Here is a 19852-nt window from a genome sequence, read left to right on the forward strand (position 1 = left end):
CTTAATTTTTGTTACTTCACCATATAAATAAACCTTACATGCAATCACAACCATCATTTTACGATCAGGCTAATGAACTTATAGCAGATTTTTCTAGCGCTATGTGGGGAATCCCGCTCGTATGCTTACTTATAGGTGGCGGTCTGTTTTTGCTCATCTACTCTCGGTTTTTACCGTTTAGATATCTAGGTCATGCTGTTGCAGTACTGCGAGGGAAATATGATGGAGAAAACGACGAAGGAGAGATTACACACTTTCAAGCACTCACTACAGCGCTTAGTGCAACCGTAGGCATGGGTAACATCGCCGGTGTTGCTGTTGCAATTGCAATAGGTGGTCCAGGTGCTGTATTCTGGATGTGGATGAGCGCAATAGTAGGGATGGGAACTAAATTTTTTACAGGCTCTCTAGCGGTAATGTATCGTGGTAAGGATAGTGAAGGCAAATTACAAGGTGGACCTATGTACTTTATTACAGAAGGAATGGGGAAGGCATGGAAACCACTTGCCGTAATCTTTAGTATCGCAGGATTAGTTGGTGCATTGCCGGTTTTTAATGTAAACCAACTCACACAGGCGGTAAATGATATATTACTTGTACCTCAGGGTGTTGAGGTAGGTTTTACTTCGAATTTAATTATTGGTCTTGTGCTTGTCGCAATTACCTCGATTGTAATAATAGGAGGTTTAGATCGTATTTCTAAAACAGCTGCCAAACTTGTTCCAGCCATGGTGCTCATCTATTTTGTAGCAGTAATGGCGATTTTATTTGTAAATATTGACGTGGTTCCTAAGTACTTTAGTTTAATTTTTACAGACGCCTTTTCTGCCGATTTTTATACGGGAGATAAACTGCTAGGAGGCGTTGTAGGTGGTCTCATATTACTGGGTATTAAACGTGGAGCGTTCTCAAACGAGGCAGGAGTAGGTACAGCACCAATGGCCCATGGAGCTGCAAAAACAGCAGAACCTATACGTGAAGGACTCGTAGCAATGCTCGGTCCAGCAATCGATACCATCGTCGTGTGTACTCTTACGGCGCTTGCAATCTTAGTGACAGATGTATGGCAAACCAGTGATGCAAATGGAGTTACGCTTACGGCATCCGCTTTCGCGAAAGCGTTATCACCCGCAGGTAAATACATATTATTATTGTGCATCGCCGTGTTTAGTATCTCATCGCTTTTCTCTTATAGTTATTATGGAACCAAGTGTTTGAGTTTCCTTTTTGGAGCGCACAACAAGAAGTACTATAACATAGCATATATCGCAAGTATCTTGATAGGAGCGACTACATCACTTAGTATGATGATTAATCTCATAGACGGATTTTTTGCCATCATGGCAATACCAACAATGATTGCAACCTTGTATCTCGCACCAAGGGTGATGAAGGAAGCGAGAAGGTATTTTAAAGCTTTAAAAGGATAGAAATATTGATCGTTATTTTTTAAAGTTGGCCAACTGATGAACTAATACTGTAAGACATAAAAAAAGCTAGGTCATTTATTAAATTAAATGACCTAGCTTTTTCTATCTAATATCGTTCTGTTCAATTACACTTGGATCACCCCAAGATTAAAAGGCTTCTCGATAGGAGCGTGGTCTGCGGCTTCGATACCCATAGAGATCCATTTACGAGTATCTCGTGGGTCTATGATGCCGTCTGTCCAGATTCTTGACGCTGCGTAGTATGGTGATACTTGATCATCATAACGAGACTTAATGCGGTCAAAAAGTTCTTTTTCTACCTCTGGTGTAATTTCTTTTCCTTGCTTTTTGAGCGAAGCAGTTTCTATCTGTAGTAATACTTTTGCAGCACTATTACCAGACATTACTGCAAGCTCTGCACTAGGCCATGCTACAATAAGCCTTGGGTCATAAGCCTTACCACACATTGCATAGTTTCCTGCTCCGTAAGAATTTCCTATAATAATAGTAAACTTAGGCACAACCGAGTTTGAAACGGCATTTACCATTTTTGCTCCGTCTTTAATAATACCACCGTGCTCACTTTTACTACCTACCATAAAGCCAGTAACATCTTGTAAGAATACAAGCGGTATTTTTTTCTGGTTACAGTTGGCTATAAAGCGTGTAGCCTTATCTGCACTGTCGGAATAAATTACTCCGCCAAACTGCATTTCACCTTTTTTAGTTTTTACAAGCTTGCGCTGATTTGCAACTATTCCTACTGCCCATCCATTAATGCGAGCATATCCTGTAAGGATTGTTTGCCCGTATCCTTCCTTATACTCATCAAACTCTGAGTTATCTACTAGTCTATCAATAATGTCACGCATGTCATATTGATCTGCACGAGAAGCAGGTAATAGTCCGAAAAGTTCTTCTGGGTCTTTTGCAGGTTTTGCAGATTCTATGCGGTTATAACCAGCCTTTGTATAATCGCCTATCTTACTCATTATTTTCTTAATGGTATCTAGTGCGTCTTTATCGTCTTTAGATTTATAATCTGTAACGCCAGAGATTTCACAATGCGTAGTTGCTCCGCCTAAAGTCTCATTGTCTATAGACTCACCTATTGCAGCTTTTACAAGGTAACTTCCAGCTAGAAAAATACTTCCAGTTTTATCTACTATAAGAGCTTCGTCACTCATAATAGGTAAGTATGCACCACCGGCAACACAACTTCCCATTACAGCAGAAATCTGTGTAATACCCATACTGCTCATCACCGCATTATTACGGAAGATGCGTCCAAAGTGCTCCTTATCCGGGAAAATCTCATCCTGCATAGGGAGATAAACACCTGCACTATCTACTAGGTAGATAATAGGTAGTTTATTTTCCATAGCGATTTCTTGCGCTCTTAGGTTTTTCTTTCCTGTGATAGGAAACCAAGCGCCCGCTTTTACAGTAGCATCGTTTGCAACAATGAGACACTGCTTTCCAGATACGTGACCTATTTTTACAACAACACCCCCAGAAGGACAACCGCCATGTTCTTCATACATACCATCACCTGCAAAGGCAGCAATCTCGATACATTTATCTGGATTATCTACAAGGTAATTAATACGCTCGCGCGCCGTCATTTTACCTTTTGCTTTATGCTTATCTATTCTTTTCTGGCCGCCACCTAGTTTTACTTGCCCTAGGCGTGTGCGCATTTCTGAAAGAAGTAGCTTATTATGATCTTCGTTTTTATTGAATTTTAAATCCATAAAATGTGTGTGTGCTTGAATGTTTTTCTGTCTATAAAGGTAAGTATTGTAGCACAAGCTTGAAATGAGAATTGTAAAAATTACCAGCTACCCAAATTCCAATAAATAACCGATATTTGTAGCTTGCCTTATTACAAAAGATTTTCCCTAAAAATAAAACTATGGGTATGAATAAAAATACCGTTCTGGCTTGGGCCACATTTATAATGATTTTAGTAGGCTTAGGACTTATTGCTCTAGGCGTTTTTAGATATACCGATGTAGCCGGCTGGGGTTTTGCATCTGTAGGTATTGGATTTTTTGCCATTGCCTGGGTATTTAATGCCCTTAAGGGTCGCGTATAATGTGTAAGGATGCTTGAGGATTTTAAGCACCATATCGCACAAGATTTACCATTTCTTCTTGATAGTAAAATACTCGTCACTGTAAGTGGTGGGCTCGATAGTATGCTCTTATTATTGCTATGTCGTCAGGCAGGGCTTGATGTGAGCGTAGCACACTGCAACTTTAATTTAAGAGCTGCAGAGAGTGATGGTGATCAAGCTTTTGTGGCGAGCTACTGCAAGCTCCATAACATTCCTATTTATATAAAAAGTTTTGAGACTACCGCTTACGCGAAAACATCCAAGACATCAACCCAGATAGCAGCAAGAGAACTTCGTTATCAGTGGTTCAAAGAACTTTCGGTTGCCGAAGGTTTTGACTACATTCTTACAGCCCATCATCTAAATGACGATTTGGAGACATTTCTCATTAATTTAGGTCGTGGTACAGGTATAAAAGGACTTACAGGAATCCCTGTGGTAAATGGAGAGATTGTGCGCCCTTTGCTCAAATTTTCGCGAAAGCAACTAAAAAATTATGCTTTAAAAGAAGATTTGCAATGGCGAGAAGATAGCAGTAATGCAACAGATAATTATGTGCGTAACCATTTACGCCACCATGCGATACCAAATCTAGAAGAAGCTCAACCCAATATTCTCAAAGGGTTACAGCACACGCAGGAGCACTTAAAACAAAGTGAACGATTACTGAAAGTTTATACAGCGCAGTTACGACAACAGTTTATGACTGTTTCTAACAGTGATGAAGTCATAGATCTAGTTGAACTAGCAAGTCATCCAGAACCAGAAGCCGTGTTGTATCAATTGTTATCCCCTTATGGATTTACCGCTTGGGATGATATTTATAAGTTGCCACAAGCGCAATCTGGAAAAGAGGTTACGTCGAGTACGCATCGCTTATTAAAAGATAGAGATAACTTGATTATTTCTGTAATTAAAGAGGAAGCAACACGTTCTTATCAATGGCAGCAAGGAAAGGAACTTATTAAAGGAGATTTTGGAATACTGTCTGTAGGAGAAGGAGCTGTTGTGACTAGTTTGTCTAAACAAGAGATTGTAGTAGATGCAGCGCATCTTATCTATCCACTCACCATTAGAAAATGGCAAGATGGTGATTACTTTTATCCTTACGGGATGAAGGGAAAGAAGAAGTTGAGTAAGTATTTCAAAGATGAAAAGTTATCTTTGATAGCAAAAGAAAAGGTCTGGCTTTTATGCAGTGATAATGCTGTGATATGGGTGATAGGCCACAGAGCAGACGACCGTTTTAAAGTAGTTGACACTACACAAAAAACAATAAAATTTTCAATCGTATGACGCGTAAAGCATTCATTATAGCAACTTCTCTACTATTATTTATAGTAAGTGGAGTGGCCGCACAAGGATTTGGCATCACTCAAGTAACACTTGATCCCGTAGCCTGGGAAGGATCTGTAGAGAAAGTATCAGACACGGAGTATGTCTTGCATTACCAAGCCACTGTAGAAGATGGATGGTATATATATGCTCAAGAAACTCCAGCTGGAATTCCTTTTAACTTTGAGTTTTTGCAAAAGGATGCAGGTGTTACTCGTGAGAAATTTGCACGAGAGAGCGAGACCAAAACCGCTTATGATGAGATTTTTGAAGAAGATGTAATTAAATATGCAGGACAGCGCCCTAAGCTATCTATGCCTATTACGCTAACAGATGAGAATATTACCATTGTCAAGTCTGTTATAAACTATCAGGTATGTAAAGAAGTGTGCATTCCACAAGACTTTTATATTGCTCATAACCTCAAAACGGGTAAAGTCAAAGCTTTTACAGACTATAATGAGTTTGAAAATTATGGAGCAACGCCTGCACAAAAAGATAAAGGAGAAGAAGACGAAGAGGAAGGTGTGATAGATGATAATGGTCCTACTAACAAAGGTTTGTGGGCTACATTTTTTCTTTCTTTTCTAGGAGGTCTAGCAGCACTTTTTACACCCTGTGTGTTCCCTATGATCCCTATGACGGTGAGCTACTTTACAAAACAAAGTAAGTCTAGAGCTGCCGGTATACGTAATGCTATCATTTACGGTATATCTATCATTATTATATATGTAGTACTAGGGCTTACAGTAACTGGTATTTTTGGAGCTACAGCAATTGTTGAGGTCTCTACTAGTGTTACTTTTAATCTAGTGTTCTTTATATTACTAGTAGTATTTGCCGTTTCATTTTTCGGAGCCTTTGAGATTATGCTTCCTCAAAAATGGGCAAATAAGATAGACAGCAAAGCAGATCGTGGAGGATTTGCAGGAATATTTTTTATGGCGCTTGCACTAGCTATCGTTTCCTTTAGCTGTACGGGTCCTATAGTAGGCGTTGCACTAGTACAATCTATTACAGAAGGCGGTATTACCCCAGTTATTAGTATGCTTGGTTTCTCTACTGCGATAGCGCTGCCATTTGCATTATTTGCAATGTTTCCAGGGTGGTTAAATAGTTTGCCAAAATCTGGCGGATGGCTTAACACAGTAAAAGTAGTTTTAGGATTTTTAGAGCTTGGACTAGCACTTAAGTTTTTATCAAATGCAGATTTGGTAATTGATGGTCATTACCTAGAGCGCGAGGTGTTTTTAGTATTGCTTATTGCAATCATGGTTGGGCTAGCATTGTATTTATTTGGTAAAATTCAACTATCACATGACACAGAAGTAAAGAATATCTCTGTGGGCAGATTACTACTTGGAATAATGACTACTGCTTTCATTTTATACCTAATTCCTGGATTATGGGGTGCGCCACTCAAACTTATAAGTGGTTTCCCACCGCCTATGAATTATAGCGAGTCGCCTTATGGAATAGGAGGACAGTCTACACTCTCTAATAGTACGGCAGAGTTTCCAGAAAATGCAGAGATAGGACCGCACGGATTATTATCTTTTACAGATTATGAAGCAGGTATGGAGTATGCCCGTAAAGAGAGCAAACCTGTACTGCTAGATTTTACTGGAAAAGCTTGTGTAAACTGTCGTCGTATGGAAGAGCTAGTGTGGTCTAAACCGGGCGTGTTAAATATCTTAAAGAATGATGTTGTTTTGATATCTTTATACGGAGACTCTCAAGAAGAGCTTCCAGAAGCAGAGCAGGGAGTAAGCGCTTCAGGACGTCGCATTAAAACAGTAGGTAATAAGTGGAGTAACTTCCAGATAGAACGTTATAATCTTGTCGCAGCACCATATTATGTAATGCTGGATCATGATGAAAAACCATTAAACAAGCCTATTGCTTACACTCCTGATGCAAAAAAGTATGAAAACTGGCTTAAAACCGCCATCACAACCTTTAATAATCAATAAATGAATTACACCTTTAAACTACTTTGTATAGTATGCTTTTTTGCTTTCGCGAAAGCGTCATCTGCACAATCACGAGAAACTATCTTAGATACCACCTATCAAGTTTCTGAGCATTATAATAAACAAGAAGTGCGCATCAAAATGAGAGATGGAGTACACCTTCATACTACCATTTACTCGCCAAAGGATACCTCAAAATCGTATCCTATTTTAATGCAGCGCACGCCATATAGTTCTAAACCTTATGGAGAAGGGCAAATGCGTACGGCGATAGCTCCTAATGCTTATTTAATGCAGGAGGGTAATATTATCGTATATCAAGATGTGCGTGGTCGCTGGATGAGTGAAGGTAAGTATGATAACATGCGAGCATTTATTCCTAATAAAACAGGAACTCAAATAGATGAAGCGAGTGATACCTATGATACGATAGAATGGTTAGTAAATAACGTAGAGAATAATAACGGAAACGTAGGTACATGGGGAATTTCTTACCCTGGGTTCTATGCAACTTATTCTTTGTTGAGTGGTCACCCAGCTTTAAAAGCAGCATCTCCACAAGCATGTATAGGCGATTTCTTTTTTGATGATTTTCATCATAACGGAGCTTATTTGTTAAGCTACTGGAGAGCAACTGCAGTTTTTGGTTACCAGAAAGATGCTCCTACTACAGAGTCTTGGTATGATTTTCCAGAGTTAAATAGCGATGACCAGTTTGACTTTTTCTTAAAAACGGGACCTTTATCAAACTTGGATAAGTATTACGATGAGACTAATGAGTTCTGGACGCAATTAAAGGAACATCCTAACTACGATGAGTTTTGGAAATCAAGAGGAATTATCCAGCACTTAGAAAATATTGAGCCTGCAGTGATGGTTGTAGGCGGACTTTACGATGCCGAAGATTTATATGGACCTTGGGAAACTTATAAAAATATAGAGAAGCGTAGTAATAACTATAATACTGTTGTTTTTGGACCTTGGAGTCATGGAGACTGGGCTCGTAATAAGCCGAGACAAGCAGTGGGTAATGTATATTTTGGTGATAATATTTCAGATTATTTTCAAAGAGATATTGAGACAAAATTCTTTAATCACTTCTTAAAAGGCGGTGATAAAGACGGAGTAACAGGATTGCCAGAAGCACATGTGTTTGATTCAGGAAGTAAAGAGTGGAACTCTTTTGAGCAATGGCCTCCTAAAAAGGCAATGCCGGCTTCATTCTTCTTAGGGAAAGATAATGCACTTACTGGAAGCGCTTCTAGTAAATACGATGCTGAGAAGTTTGTGAGTGATCCATCAAATCCTGTTCCGTATGCAGAGGGTAAAAAGATGGTATTTACACCACGTAAATATATGTCTGATGACCAACGTTTTGCTGCGCAAAGAGAAGATGTATTGGTATATGAAACACCGGTACTTGATGATGATTTGACGCTAGTAGGAGATATCATGGCAAAACTTAATGTAGCCACTACAGGAACTTCTGCAGATTGGATTGTAAAAATCATAGATGTATATCCAGACGATGTTTCTAATACTCAAGAAACAGAAGAAGGAGTAGAGATGGCAGGCTATCACCAGATGGTACGTAGTGAGGTAATGCGCGGTCGTTTTAGAAAAAGCTTTGAACGTCCTCAGCCATTTGTTGCAGGAGAGAAAGATGAGGTTTTTGTTAAGCTACAAGACGTGCTTCATACATTTAAAAAGGGACACAAATTGCAAGTACAAATACAAAGCACTTGGTTTCCTCTTATAGATTTAAATCCGCAAACGTATGTGGATAATATCTTTGAGGCAAAAGAAGAAGATTTTACTAAGCAAACACATAGTGTGTTCCACTCTTCAAAGATTGAATTTAATATTCTTACCAAGTAAGAGTACTAATCACAATAATCAAAAAAGCCTGAGAAATTCATTTCTCAGGCTTTTTTGTATAAGAATAGTTGTAAAAAGAAAAACACCCCTGCAAAGCAGGGATGCCTTTCACCCCTAAATTCATGATAGCTAAATGAATAGCTCACAGTCCCCTAATCTCTTAGGTGCGCCAAATATAGCCTACATTTTCTAGTTAGCGATAACTTTTCTCGGTAAAAAGTTAATTTTTAATGATTTAAAAAGAAAAGCACCTCTGCGAGTGCAGAGATGCCTTTCACCCCTAAATAATGTCTACTATATTATGATATTCTTAATATGACTTGTTGTGTATAGTTTTTTTTATAATGGATTAAGAATCCCATTATTTATTGTAAAAGTAGGATGATTTTGCAAGATGCTGTAGGGGTGTTTGCCCCTAATACAGCTTATTAAAATTGTAGGTGTTGATTACCAGAGTAATACCTATATTTATGCAAACAATTGATTAGATGCTAACTAAGGTTTATGGAAGTGCTGTTTTTGGGGTAGATGCTACTACAATTACAATAGAGGTAAATGTAGATAAGGGAGTAGGCTACCACTTAGTAGGGCTACCGGATAATGCAATTAAGGAAAGCAGTTATCGTATTGCAGCAGCATTACAAAACAATGGTTATAAAATACCAGGGAAGAAACTTATTCTTAATATGTCTCCGGCAGACTTACGCAAAGAAGGATCTGCATATGATTTACCTCTTGCTACAGGCATACTTATCGCCACCGAACAAATTAAAGGAGATGAGGTAGAGAAGTATATCCTTATGGGAGAACTTTCTCTCGATGGAGGTCTACAGCCTATTAAGGGAGCTTTGCCTATTGCAATAAAAGCACGCGAAGAAGGGTATAAAGGCTTTATTTTACCAGCCCAAAATGCAAAAGAAGCAGCAATTGTAGATGGACTTGATGTGTATGGTGTAGAAAACATAAGTGAAGTAATTGCTTTTTTTGATAAAGGAACACCTCTTGAAGCTACCGTTATAGATACTAGAGCAGAGTTTTATAAAAACCTAGAGCATCCGGAGTTTGACTTTGCAGATGTAAAAGGTCAAGAATCTATTAAGCGCTGTATGGAAATTGCGGCAGCAGGAGGTCATAATATCATACTTATAGGGCCACCAGGATCTGGTAAAACCATGCTTAGTAAAAGATTACCTAGTATTTTACCTCCTATGTCCCTTAGAGAAGCGCTTGAAACCACTAAAATTCATTCTGTAGTAGGACGAGTTAAGGAGCATCAAGGTCTTATGTCTGAGCGACCTTTTAGAAGTCCGCATCATACTATAAGTGATGTGGCACTTGTGGGTGGTGGTGCTTACCCTCAACCTGGTGAGATATCTTTATCTCATAATGGTGTTTTATTCCTAGATGAATTGCCAGAATTTAAGCGTTCGGTATTAGAAGTGATGAGACAGCCACTCGAAGATAGAGAAGTTACTATATCCAGAGCGCGATTTACGGTTACTTATCCTTCTAGTTTTATGCTCGTAGCGAGTATGAATCCTAGTCCTGGAGGCTATTTTAATGATCCTAACGCTCCGGTTACGAGCAGTCCAGCAGAGATGCAGCGCTATTTAAGTAAAATATCAGGGCCACTTTTAGATCGTATTGATATTCATATAGAAGTGACTCCTGTTCCTTTTGAAAAGCTTAGTGATGAGACGAAGGCAGAGTCAAGTGTTGATATACGCAAACGTGTTACAGCAGCGAGAGAATTGCAGGTAGAACGCTTTCGCGAAAGCGTAAAAACCAACTATAACGCTCAGATGAATGTGAAGCAAATAAGAAAATATTGTGCACTTGACGAAGCTTCAAAAGAGTTATTAAAAATTGCGATGGAACGTTTAAATCTATCTGCCAGGGCTTATGATCGTATTTTGAAAGTGTCAAGAACCATAGCAGATCTTGAAGGTGCTGAGATCGTGACAGGTACTCATATATCTGAGGCAATACAATATAGAAGCTTAGATCGAGATGGTTGGTTAGGTTAATATTTTCATAATTAGCCAAATTATAAATTGCGTATATTTGCACTTTATCGATTAAATAGCGTATTTAATCGATAATATATTCAAAAATTGTATTTTGTGATAACAGTAAGAGTGTCCGTTTTTTTTTAATAATATCTTTGAATAACATGATAGCACCCCCTTACTATGATATCACAAAAAAAATCTCTAGACCAGACCGCTCAAGATGCAGTAAGCCTCAATAGTTTAAAGAAATTCTTGGAACAAGTTGAAGGATTTTTCTTTAGAATCCAGTTTGATAAGATTTCTAAAACATATTCGTTTCCTTTTATCACACAAAATGCAGAATCACTATACGGACTTACCCTAGAATACCTTCAAGACAATGCACATGTAATATCTGATTTGATATATGTAGATGATAGAAAATTAGTTCTAGACGCTATTTATGAATCTATGCAAACCTCTAATCCTTGGATTCAGCAATTTAGATTTCTTTTACCATCAGGGGCTCACGGATGGGTAAAAATACATGCAACACCAGAAAAGCTTTCTGAGAATGTAATAAGCTGGCATGGCTATGCAACAGATATAACTGAGATGAAAAATACTCAGTTAGAACTGCTCAAAGTTAAAGATCGATTTGAGTTTGCTCTCGAAGGATCAGAAATAGGAGTTTGGGATTGGGATATTGAAAATGACGAAGTTTACTATTCAGATAAGTCATTAGAATTCTTAGAGATTCCTAGAGACAGACTTTTGCTTAGTGATAGTACATGGACAGATAAAGTTCACCCAGATGACAAGCAAATGTACTTTGATGATATGAATGCATACTTTGAGGGGCGTACAAAATACTACTCTGGACAGCACCGTATATTTTCTTCAAGTGGTACTTATAAATGGATTCAAGATAAAGGCAAAGCTGTTGAGTGGGATGAGAAAGGAAAACCATCTCGCATGATAGGAACTCATGTTGATATTACTGCGATGAAGGAGTTTGAAGAAGGTGTTGTAAGTAAAAACAAACTTATAGAAAGCCATAATGGACGTCTCAAAAACTTTGCACTCATAGTATCACATAATTTGAGAACACATGCAGGAAATCTCAAAAGTATTCTGCAGCTTATAGATGATGCCGAGAGTCCAGAAGAGAAGAAAGAGCTAGCTCCTTATCTTAATGATATCTCAGATGGTTTAAGTGGTACCATTAGTAATCTTAATGATATAGCTTCTTCAAATAGAAACTTGTCAGACAAGCCTAAACTTATTCTCTTGAGAGAATATATAGATAAAACAATCAATACACTTCAAGCTCAAATAACTGAGAAGGATGTTATTGTGTTATGTGATATTCCTAATGATATCCAGATTACTTACAATGCTGCATATTTAGAAAGTATTTTGTTTAACCTAATATCAAATGCGGTTAAGTATAGTGATAATAATAGGCAGTCTATCGTTACTATTAATGCAGAGATGATATCCATAAACGATCTATTATTATCTGTAGAGGATAATGGATTAGGTCTTGATCTCAATGCAAATGGAGGTAAACTATTTGGGCTTTATAAAACATTTCACCGCAATGAAGATGCAAAAGGCTTAGGCTTATTTATGACCAAAAACCAGATAGAAGACATGGGTGATGAGATAAGTGTTTCTAGTGTAAAAGGCGAGGGGTCTATCTTTAGCGTACTTTTTAAAAATAAATTACCGTAGGTTATTATATCAGGTGTTCTCCGTACTTTGTGGTTATCATATAGATAATCATAATATATTGAGTGCAATAGATGAATAATAAATTCAAATTATCAGGTCCTGGTGTACTAGTAGCTGCCGCCTTTATAGGTCCGGGAACAGTCACTGTATGTACAATTACAGGAGCTACCTATGGATTTACACTCCTATGGGCTATGGTATTATCCATTATAGCTACCATAGTGTTACAAGAAATGGCAGCTCGCATAGGTCTTGTATCTGGTAAAGGGCTATCTGGCGTTATAAGAGATTCATTAACTAATAAAATTACACGAACTTTTGCAGTTATCTTAATGCTTAGCGCTATAGCGATAGGCAATGCAGCATATGAGGCAGGTAATATAAGCGGAGGAGTTCTAGGTATAGAAGCACTCGGGTTTTCGAGCTCATTAAGCTTGGGTACTTTGGATATTAATAGTTGGTCTTTAGTGCTAGGAATCCTCGCTAGCATCATCCTATTTATTGGAAATTATAAAGTGCTAGAGCGCATACTGGTCACACTTGTTATTATCATGAGTATAGCTTTTGTAACGACGGCATTTGTGACAAAGCCAGATATACTAGCTGTTTTAAAAGGTAGTTTTATTCCATCTTTTCCAGATGGTAGCTTACTCACCATAGTTGCACTGGTAGGTACTACGGTAGTTCCTTATAATTTATTTTTACATGCTTCATTAGTTAGTGAGAAGTGGCGTAATGAATCAGATTTACCAGCGGCACGTCGTGACACTATTGTTGCAGTAATTTTAGGAGGTTTGGTTAGTATGGCCATCATTATTTGTGCAGCAGCCATACAAGGAAGCGAGATAAAAAACGCAGCAGATCTTGCTCAGAGTTTAGAACCACTTTTTGGAGATTATGCGCGGTATTTTATTGGGCTAGGATTAGGAGCGGCAGGCCTAACCTCTGCTATCACAGCACCTCTTGCAGCAGCTTATGTTGTGCAAGGTTGTTTAGGTTGGGAACGAGATCTTAAATCTGTGAAGTTTAGAGCAGTCTGGCTTACTATACTTATACTTGGTATCATTTTTTCATCTATAGGGTACAGCCCTGTAGAGATTATTCAGTTTGCACAAGTAGCAAATGGTGTGTTATTACCCATAATTGCAGGTTATTTAATCTGGATAGTAAATAAACGCGAAGTACTAGGTAATTATGTAAACTCATCACTCCAAAATGGAATTTCAATCGTTATTTGGTTAATCGTTTTTGTACTAGGTGCGCGCACTATCTTAAAAGTATTTGGACTATTATGATGCATATAGATCTCAACAGCGATGTAGGTGAAGGTGTAGGGAACGAGGCTCAGTTAATGCCATATTTGAGCTCTTGTAACATCGCTTGCGGTGGTCATGCAGGAGATATTGCAACGATGCTGGAAGTTCTCGCTTTCGCGAAAATATCTAATGTGAAAATTGGTGCTCATCCTAGTTACCCAGATCGCAAGAATTTTGGTCGTGAGGCAATGACTATTTCTCATGAACTTTTAAAAGAGTCAATAACTTCTCAAATTAAACTTCTTATTAGTTTAGCAGCAAAAAGTGGACAATACGTACATCACGTAAAACCACATGGTGCGTTATATAACGAAGCTGCCAAAAATGAAGAAATAGCTCATCTCATTATAGATACCATACTTGAGATAGATGACCGTCTTGTACTATATGTACCTCATAATTCTGTAATCGCATCGCTAGCTGTTTCAAAACTAGCTATAAACATAGAAGGTTTTGCAGATAGAAATTATAATGATGATTACTCACTAGTATCTCGTAGTTTACCAGATGCGGTATTAACATCTCATAACGCAATCTTACCTCACGTATTACGAATGGTAAAGCAGCGCCAACTAAAAACAATAAACAATCTTACACTTCCTTTTGACGTAGATACACTTTGCGTTCACGGCGATACAGAAAATGCATTACAGATTGTAAAAGAAATTCACCAGGCTTTTGCTCAAGAGAATATTTTAATAAAGTGATGCGCCAGTATGATTTTCATATAAGTAGGTTAGGAGACTATTCTTTGTTAGTTCAAATAGATAGTGCTCCGTCTAAAGATCTTTTGAATTGGTTGCTCATTAAAAAAGCAGATTTGTCAAAACTGCTTAATGCTGAGGTAGTGCACACATATAATGAGTTGCTAGTTAAAGATTGTATTTCTGCAAATACGCGCATACAATCTTTAATTAATAAAGTATCAGCAGCGCTTAATGTTCTAGTGTCTAACGATGATTATAATAGCGTCCTACATCAAATCCCTGTTTGTTATAGTAGCAAGTATGCTCCAGATCTAGAGGAATATGCATCCCAAGTAAAATGCACAATACCTGAGATTATAGAGATTCATACGAGTAGAGAGTATCCTATCTACTTTTTAGGATTTCTTCCGGGTTTCCCATATTTAGAAAATCTCGATGCTAGATTACATCTTGATAGAAAATCTGTTCCATCGCAGTCAATACCAAAGGGAAGTGTTGCCATTGGAGGAACTCAAACTGGTATTTATCCTCAAGATAGTCCTGGTGGCTGGCATGTCATTGGGAGAACTCCTATTTCGCTATTTGACGCTACAAAAGCAAAACCCAGCCTATTTAAGGCAGGTGATGTGATTAAATTTTATGCCATTAATGAGGCTGATTTTGAGAAGATAGCAATGTCTAATAATTTATGAAACCTTCTATTTCCATACTGCACCCAGGATTTTATACAACTGTCCAAGATCATGGTAGAGCAGGCTACGCACATCTAGGAGTTCCACAAAGTGGTGCTATGGATAAACATGCTTTTATGATTGCAAATGCTATTCTCAATAATACACCTGACGCAGCAATGCTAGAGTGTACTTTATTGGGACCTACTATAGTATTCAATCATGATGTCTACTTTGTAATTACTGGTAGCAATGCAGGAGCTACGCTAGATGGGGCTCAGGTAATGGAAGGCATTCCTGTTTTGGCGAAAGCCAAACAAGTATTAAAAATGTCTAAAATAAGCGGAGGATCTAGAAGCTATCTCGCATTTGCAGGAGGACTAGATTCTCAAAATATATTGGGTAGTAAAAGCTGGTATTACCCACTCACACCACAAGGAAAGCTCACCGTAGGGATGGAGCTACCTTTAGGTATCTCGAGATATGGTGCGTCAAAAAATGCACATCTCAAGATGCAATCACAATCTGGGGTAATAAATTCATCTATAGCTACTATTAATGTGTATACGGGTCCTGAGTTTTCAAAGCTCACTTATAACCAGCAACAACAATTAAGTAATCATGTATTTACGGTTTCAAATCTATGGAACAGGATGGCAATACAACTTGTTGAGATATTACCAAACGCGCTAAAAAGTATATATACAAGTCCCGTTATACCAGGAACAGTGCAGCTCACACCTTCTGGAAAATTAATTATTTTAATGAATGACTGTCAGACTACAGGAGGTTATCCTCGAGTGTTACAAGTAGTTGACAGTGATCTTAATAAACTGGCGCAAATGCAGCAGGGTAGTCAGTTTTTATTGAACGTTACTTGATTTTCTATGTTCCATGACAATATCACTTAGTAATTGCACCACGTCTCCTGTGCCTAACATTTCGTCAAGTTTTAAAGCATCTTTTTTAATAGCATCGTGCTTCATCATTGTTGTCCACAGGTTGTTGATATAATCTGCGTAGTCTTGATCTTCATTCCAGTGAGTAAGTTCAAGGCGACGACTGCGGGCATAGATTTTTTGTAAATTCAGTTTGCAAAAAATTAGGGTTGATTGCATAATAATTGGTCTGGCTTCTTTTAAACGTTCGGTTTTTGTTGGTCTTCCCATAAGAATATTATTGTGGGGGGAAAATTGAACATACGTAAAAGTACTAGGGAAGTGATTATTTTAGTAGGGGTAAATGCCCTTATTTTATTGTTATAGGTAAAATACTACAACCAGTTCATAAACTTCTTGAGTACACCTATTTTCCCTTTGTAAGGAGCATAACGCATGGGTATATCTATCCATGTTCCACGACTTACAATTGCCTTTGCATGACTAAAGGTGTAAAAGGATTTCTTGCCATGATAGCTTCCTATTCCTGAGTGACCTACTCCTCCAAATGGTAACTTATCATTTACAAAATGAACAAGCGTATCATTCATAGCACCTCCGCCAAAAGAGAAGTTGTTATTAAACCATTTTTTAAAAGATCGCTTTTCAGAAAAAACGTAAGCGCTCAGTGGTTTCTCCATAGAATTTATAATTCTTGAGATGTCCTCTTTGTTTTCATAAGTAAGTACAGGAAGAATTGGGCCAAAAATTTCATCCTGCATTGCTTTGTCTTTTACAGTAACATTATCAAGCACCGTAGGGGCAATGTAAAGTGCATCCTTATCAGTATTTCCGCCTTTAAATACCGTGGCGTTTTCAAGCATGCTTGAAAGTCTATCAAAGTTTTTCTCACTAATGATTCTTGCAAAATCTGGAGATATTGCAGGATCTGCACCATAAGCATTTGTGATTTCCACATCTAGTGCGGTGAGCAACTTATCTTTTATAGAAGTATGCGCGAGGATATAATCTGGAGCGATACACGTCTGTCCAGCATTTACAAATTTACCCCACACAATTCGCTTTGCTGCTAGTTGTATTTTAGCAGATTGATCAACGATGCAAGGGCTTTTTCCTCCCAGCTCAAGAGTTACTGGAGTAAGATGCTCTGCAGCTGCTTTGTAAACTATTTTCCCCACGGGGACACTTCCTGTAAAGAAGATATAATCCCATCGTTGTGCCAGTAATTCTTGCGCAACCTCCTTAGCTCCTTGGACAACTGCTACGTGTCCTTTTTCAAAAACTTCGGCAATGATCTTAGCTAATAGTTCTGATGTTTTAGGAGTGAGTTCGCTAGGTTTTAATACAATGGTATTACCAGCTGCTATTGCGCCCACTATTGGTCCTACGGCAAGCTGGAAAGGGTAATTCCACGGGGAAATTACGAGCGTAGTGCCATAAGGTTCATATATAATTTTATCACTGGACGGGAAATTTAAAAGCGAGGAAGAAACCTTTTTTGGCATCTGCCATTTCCAGATTTCTTTAATGGCTTTATTGAGTTCCATCATGACAATACTCACTTCTGTAGCAACACTTTCAAAAGCTGGTTTTTTAAAATCGGCAGTGAGGGCATTGATAATCTCTTGCTCGTGGTTTTTTATGCTTTCGCGAAAGCGTACCAAACAATCTTTTCTAAAAGCAATACTCTTAGTTTGTCCAGTTGCAAAATAATCTCTTTGTGTCTCTAGTAGTTGAGGAATAGTCACGGCAGTGTGTTTTTACCAAAAATAGGGACTTATTAAGGGAGCCTTGGTGATTTTCTGAAAGATTTAATATAAAGTATTGCCTAAGGATATTGCTATTAACTTAAAAGGTGAAGTATTGAGTTCTTTTTAATTTGTTAAGTATGAATTATATAACGCTGTTTCTCTATTAAATAAGTCGGTACATTCTTGTAGAAGTATGTTTTTAATTTAATTAAGTATTTGTAATTCAGCGCTTTAAGTGTATATATGCTAAGTTGGTTATCGGCAGCTTTATTATTATAAACTCCCTAGTTGATATTAGAATAATAATTTTATCAATTCCAAACACACTATACTTTTGAAGGAACTTAATAAATACAGCAAAGCGGTCACTCAAGACCCTACGCAGCCAGCAGCTCAGGCTATGCTTCACGCAATAGGCCTCACAGACGAAGATTTTAAAAAACCACTTGTAGGTATTGCTAGCACGGGTTACGAAGGTAACCCCTGTAATATGCATTTAAATAAGCTAGCTGTCGATATTAAAAAGGGTGTACAGACATCTGATTTAGTAGGTTTGATTTACAATACAATAGGTGTAAGTGATGGTATATCGATGGGAACTCCCGGTATGCGATACTCTCTACCTTCTCGTGACATCATAGCCGACTCCATGGAGACGGTGGTGCAAGCAATGTCTTATGACGCGCTTATTACAGTTGTGGGATGTGATAAAAATATGCCTGGAGCTTTAATGGCACAGCTACGCTTAGATAGACCATCCATACTTGTTTATGGAGGAACTATCGCACCAGGCTGTCATGAAGATAAGAAGCTAGATGTGGTATCTGCTTTTGAAGCATGGGGAGAGAAAGTAGCAGGAGCCATAAGCGAGAAAGAATTTAAGACAGTAGTAAAAAAAGCGTGTCCAGGAGCTGGAGCATGTGGCGGTATGTATACTGCAAATACAATGGCTTCTGCTATAGAAGCCTTAGGAATGAGCTTGCCATATACTAGTTCAAACCCAGCAGTTTCTCCAAATAAAACAGCAGAATGCGCTAGAGTAGGAGCTGCTTTGAGAAACTTGATAGAAAAAGATATTAAGCCCTCAGATATTGTGACGCGTAAGTCATTAGAAAACGCAGTAAAATTAGTAACTGTTTTAGGCGGATCTACAAATGCAGTATTGCATTTTCTTGCAATCGCGAAAGCAGCACAAATCGATTTTAAATTAGAAGATTTTCAAAAAATAAGCGATACGACTCCTTTTCTAGCAGATTTAAAGCCTTCTGGAAAATACTTAATGGAAGACCTTCACAACGTAGGTGGTGTTCCTGGAGTGTTAAAATATATGCTCGATCAAGGGATGCTTCATGGAGACTGCATGACGGTAACAGGTAAAACTATTGCAGAAAACCTAGCAGAGGTAGATCATCTAAAAGCACATCAAGATGTAATTCATACCGTAGAGAATCCTATAAAAGCTACAGGGCACATCCGTATACTGTATGGAAATATAGCAAGCGAAGGTTCGGTTGCAAAGATCACTGGGAAGGAAGGATTACATTTTCGCGGAAGCGCACGTGTATTTAATGGTGAGTATGAGGCAAACGCAGGGATAGGTGCAGGTAAGGTGAAGAAAGGAGATGTTGTAGTAATACGATATGAAGGGCCGCAAGGTGGTCCAGGAATGCCAGAAATGCTGAAACCTACAGCAGCAATCATGGGCGCAGGACTTGGTAAAGACGTAGCACTTATTACAGATGGACGATTTTCTGGTGGAACACATGGTTTTGTAGTGGGACATATTACTCCAGAAGCACAGACAGGTGGTGGTATTGCGCTCATAAATGATGGAGACATCATTGTTATTGACGCAGAAAAGAACACTATAAATATGGAAATAAGTGAGGAAGAACTTGCAAGCCGTAAAGCAAACTGGATTGCTCCTCCACTTAAAGTACAAAGAGGATCGCTCTACAAATATGCAAGAATGGTTTCCTCTGCAAGTGAGGGCTGTGTTACTGATGAGTTTTAAGACAATAACAAGGAATTACCTGCGAGTTTTT

The 19852-nt window shown here is 38.3% G+C and carries 15 protein-coding genes; 12 read left to right on the forward strand and 3 right to left on the reverse strand.

The window, feature by feature from the left end:
- Positions 1-38 precede the first annotated feature (38 nt).
- Positions 39-1430: a sodium:alanine symporter family protein gene (locus tag SJY37_RS09130; protein WP_298326242.1), complete on the forward strand. Its 1392-nt coding sequence runs from the start codon at positions 39-41 to the stop codon at positions 1428-1430.
- A 125-nt stretch (positions 1431-1555) separates the two neighbouring features.
- On the opposite strand, the gene SJY37_RS09135 is transcribed toward SJY37_RS09130, so the two are convergent.
- A complete protein-coding gene (locus tag SJY37_RS09135) occupies positions 1556-3184 on the reverse strand; it encodes an acyl-CoA carboxylase subunit beta (protein WP_298326239.1) in 1629 nt (542 codons plus the stop codon).
- 161 nt (positions 3185-3345) lie between these two features.
- Between SJY37_RS09135 and SJY37_RS09140 the strand changes: the two genes are divergently transcribed.
- From SJY37_RS09140 to SJY37_RS09185, 10 genes are all read left to right on the forward strand, one after another.
- Positions 3346-3528 carry a CAL67264 family membrane protein gene (locus SJY37_RS09140; RefSeq protein WP_013749842.1) on the forward strand — a complete coding sequence of 61 codons (183 nt, stop codon included), beginning with the start codon at positions 3346-3348 and terminating at the stop codon, positions 3526-3528.
- Between the two features lie 9 nt (positions 3529-3537).
- Positions 3538-4845 (forward strand): tRNA lysidine(34) synthetase TilS, encoded by a 1308-nt coding sequence (gene tilS, locus SJY37_RS09145; protein WP_379953016.1) that lies wholly within the window; start codon positions 3538-3540, stop codon positions 4843-4845.
- Positions 4842-6857 (forward strand): thioredoxin family protein, encoded by a 2016-nt coding sequence (locus SJY37_RS09150; protein WP_298326229.1) that lies wholly within the window; start codon positions 4842-4844, stop codon positions 6855-6857. Before tilS ends, SJY37_RS09150 begins: the two co-directional genes overlap by 4 nt.
- Positions 6858-8735, forward strand: a complete 1878-nt coding sequence (locus SJY37_RS09155) for a CocE/NonD family hydrolase (protein WP_298326226.1) — start codon at positions 6858-6860, stop codon at positions 8733-8735.
- 488 nt (positions 8736-9223) lie between these two features.
- Entirely contained in the window at positions 9224-10762 is a 1539-nt protein-coding gene (locus tag SJY37_RS09160; RefSeq protein WP_339847093.1) for a YifB family Mg chelatase-like AAA ATPase, read from the forward strand.
- A 165-nt stretch (positions 10763-10927) separates the two neighbouring features.
- The gene (locus SJY37_RS09165) at positions 10928-12463 is read left to right on the forward strand and encodes a PAS domain-containing sensor histidine kinase (RefSeq protein WP_298326186.1); all 1536 of its coding nucleotides are present in this window, start codon (positions 10928-10930) and stop codon (positions 12461-12463) included.
- Positions 12464-12534: 71 nt separating this feature from the next.
- Positions 12535-13758, forward strand: coding sequence for an Nramp family divalent metal transporter (locus SJY37_RS09170; RefSeq protein WP_298326182.1), 1224 nt, complete (start codon positions 12535-12537; stop codon positions 13756-13758).
- The gene (gene pxpA, locus SJY37_RS09175; protein ID WP_298326177.1) at positions 13755-14486 is read left to right on the forward strand and encodes a 5-oxoprolinase subunit PxpA; all 732 of its coding nucleotides are present in this window, start codon (positions 13755-13757) and stop codon (positions 14484-14486) included. The genes SJY37_RS09170 and pxpA overlap by 4 nt, the downstream gene beginning before the upstream one ends.
- Positions 14486-15178 carry a 5-oxoprolinase subunit PxpB gene (gene pxpB / locus SJY37_RS09180; RefSeq protein ID WP_298326174.1) on the forward strand — a complete coding sequence of 231 codons (693 nt, stop codon included), beginning with the start codon at positions 14486-14488 and terminating at the stop codon, positions 15176-15178. The genes pxpA and pxpB overlap by 1 nt, the downstream gene beginning before the upstream one ends.
- Entirely contained in the window at positions 15175-16038 is an 864-nt protein-coding gene (locus SJY37_RS09185) for a biotin-dependent carboxyltransferase family protein (RefSeq protein WP_379953017.1), read from the forward strand. Before pxpB ends, SJY37_RS09185 begins: the two co-directional genes overlap by 4 nt.
- Here the strand turns inward: SJY37_RS09185 and SJY37_RS09190 are convergent.
- Together SJY37_RS09190 and SJY37_RS09195 are read right to left on the reverse strand one after the other, a co-directional pair.
- Positions 16021-16275 carry a hypothetical protein gene (locus SJY37_RS09190; RefSeq protein WP_298326168.1) on the reverse strand — a complete coding sequence of 85 codons (255 nt, stop codon included), beginning with the start codon at positions 16273-16275 and terminating at the stop codon, positions 16021-16023. The genes SJY37_RS09185 and SJY37_RS09190 overlap by 18 nt on opposite strands.
- A gap of 155 nt (positions 16276-16430) precedes the next feature.
- On the reverse strand, positions 16431-17804 hold the full coding sequence (locus SJY37_RS09195) for an aldehyde dehydrogenase (RefSeq protein ID WP_298326165.1): 1374 nt from the start codon (positions 17802-17804) through the stop codon (positions 16431-16433).
- Positions 17805-18141: 337 nt separating this feature from the next.
- On the opposite strand from SJY37_RS09195, the gene ilvD reads away from it, so the two are divergent.
- Positions 18142-19821, forward strand: coding sequence for a dihydroxy-acid dehydratase (gene ilvD, locus SJY37_RS09200; RefSeq protein WP_298326163.1), 1680 nt, complete (start codon positions 18142-18144; stop codon positions 19819-19821).
- Positions 19822-19852 lie beyond the last annotated feature (31 nt).

It is taken from the genome of Dokdonia sp. R78006 (genome assembly GCF_042466145.1).
In the GTDB taxonomy this organism is placed as follows: Bacteria; Bacteroidota; Bacteroidia; order Flavobacteriales; family Flavobacteriaceae; genus Dokdonia.

What these genes read in the sequence shown, in the direction of transcription:
- pxpB (WP_298326174.1), top strand. Translation starts at nt 14,486, where the DNA reads ATGCGCCAGTATGATTTTCATATAAGTAGGTTAGGAGACTATTCTTTG.
- tilS (WP_379953016.1), top strand. Translation starts at nt 3,538, where the DNA reads ATGCTTGAGGATTTTAAGCACCATATCGCACAAGATTTACCATTTCTT.
- SJY37_RS09185 (WP_379953017.1), top strand. Translation starts at nt 15,175, where the DNA reads ATGAAACCTTCTATTTCCATACTGCACCCAGGATTTTATACAACTGTC.
- SJY37_RS09170 (WP_298326182.1), top strand. Translation starts at nt 12,535, where the DNA reads ATGAATAATAAATTCAAATTATCAGGTCCTGGTGTACTAGTAGCTGCC.
- SJY37_RS09150 (WP_298326229.1), top strand. Translation starts at nt 4,842, where the DNA reads ATGACGCGTAAAGCATTCATTATAGCAACTTCTCTACTATTATTTATA.
- SJY37_RS09140 (WP_013749842.1), top strand. Translation starts at nt 3,346, where the DNA reads ATGGGTATGAATAAAAATACCGTTCTGGCTTGGGCCACATTTATAATG.
- SJY37_RS09130 (WP_298326242.1), top strand. Translation starts at nt 39, where the DNA reads ATGCAATCACAACCATCATTTTACGATCAGGCTAATGAACTTATAGCA.
- pxpA (WP_298326177.1), top strand. Translation starts at nt 13,755, where the DNA reads ATGATGCATATAGATCTCAACAGCGATGTAGGTGAAGGTGTAGGGAAC.
- SJY37_RS09155 (WP_298326226.1), top strand. Translation starts at nt 6,858, where the DNA reads ATGAATTACACCTTTAAACTACTTTGTATAGTATGCTTTTTTGCTTTC.
- SJY37_RS09165 (WP_298326186.1), top strand. Translation starts at nt 10,928, where the DNA reads ATGATATCACAAAAAAAATCTCTAGACCAGACCGCTCAAGATGCAGTA.
- SJY37_RS09160 (WP_339847093.1), top strand. Translation starts at nt 9,224, where the DNA reads ATGCTAACTAAGGTTTATGGAAGTGCTGTTTTTGGGGTAGATGCTACT.
- SJY37_RS09135 (WP_298326239.1), bottom strand. Translation starts at nt 3,184, where the DNA reads ATGGATTTAAAATTCAATAAAAACGAAGATCATAATAAGCTACTTCTT.
- SJY37_RS09190 (WP_298326168.1), bottom strand. Translation starts at nt 16,275, where the DNA reads ATGCAATCAACCCTAATTTTTTGCAAACTGAATTTACAAAAAATCTAT.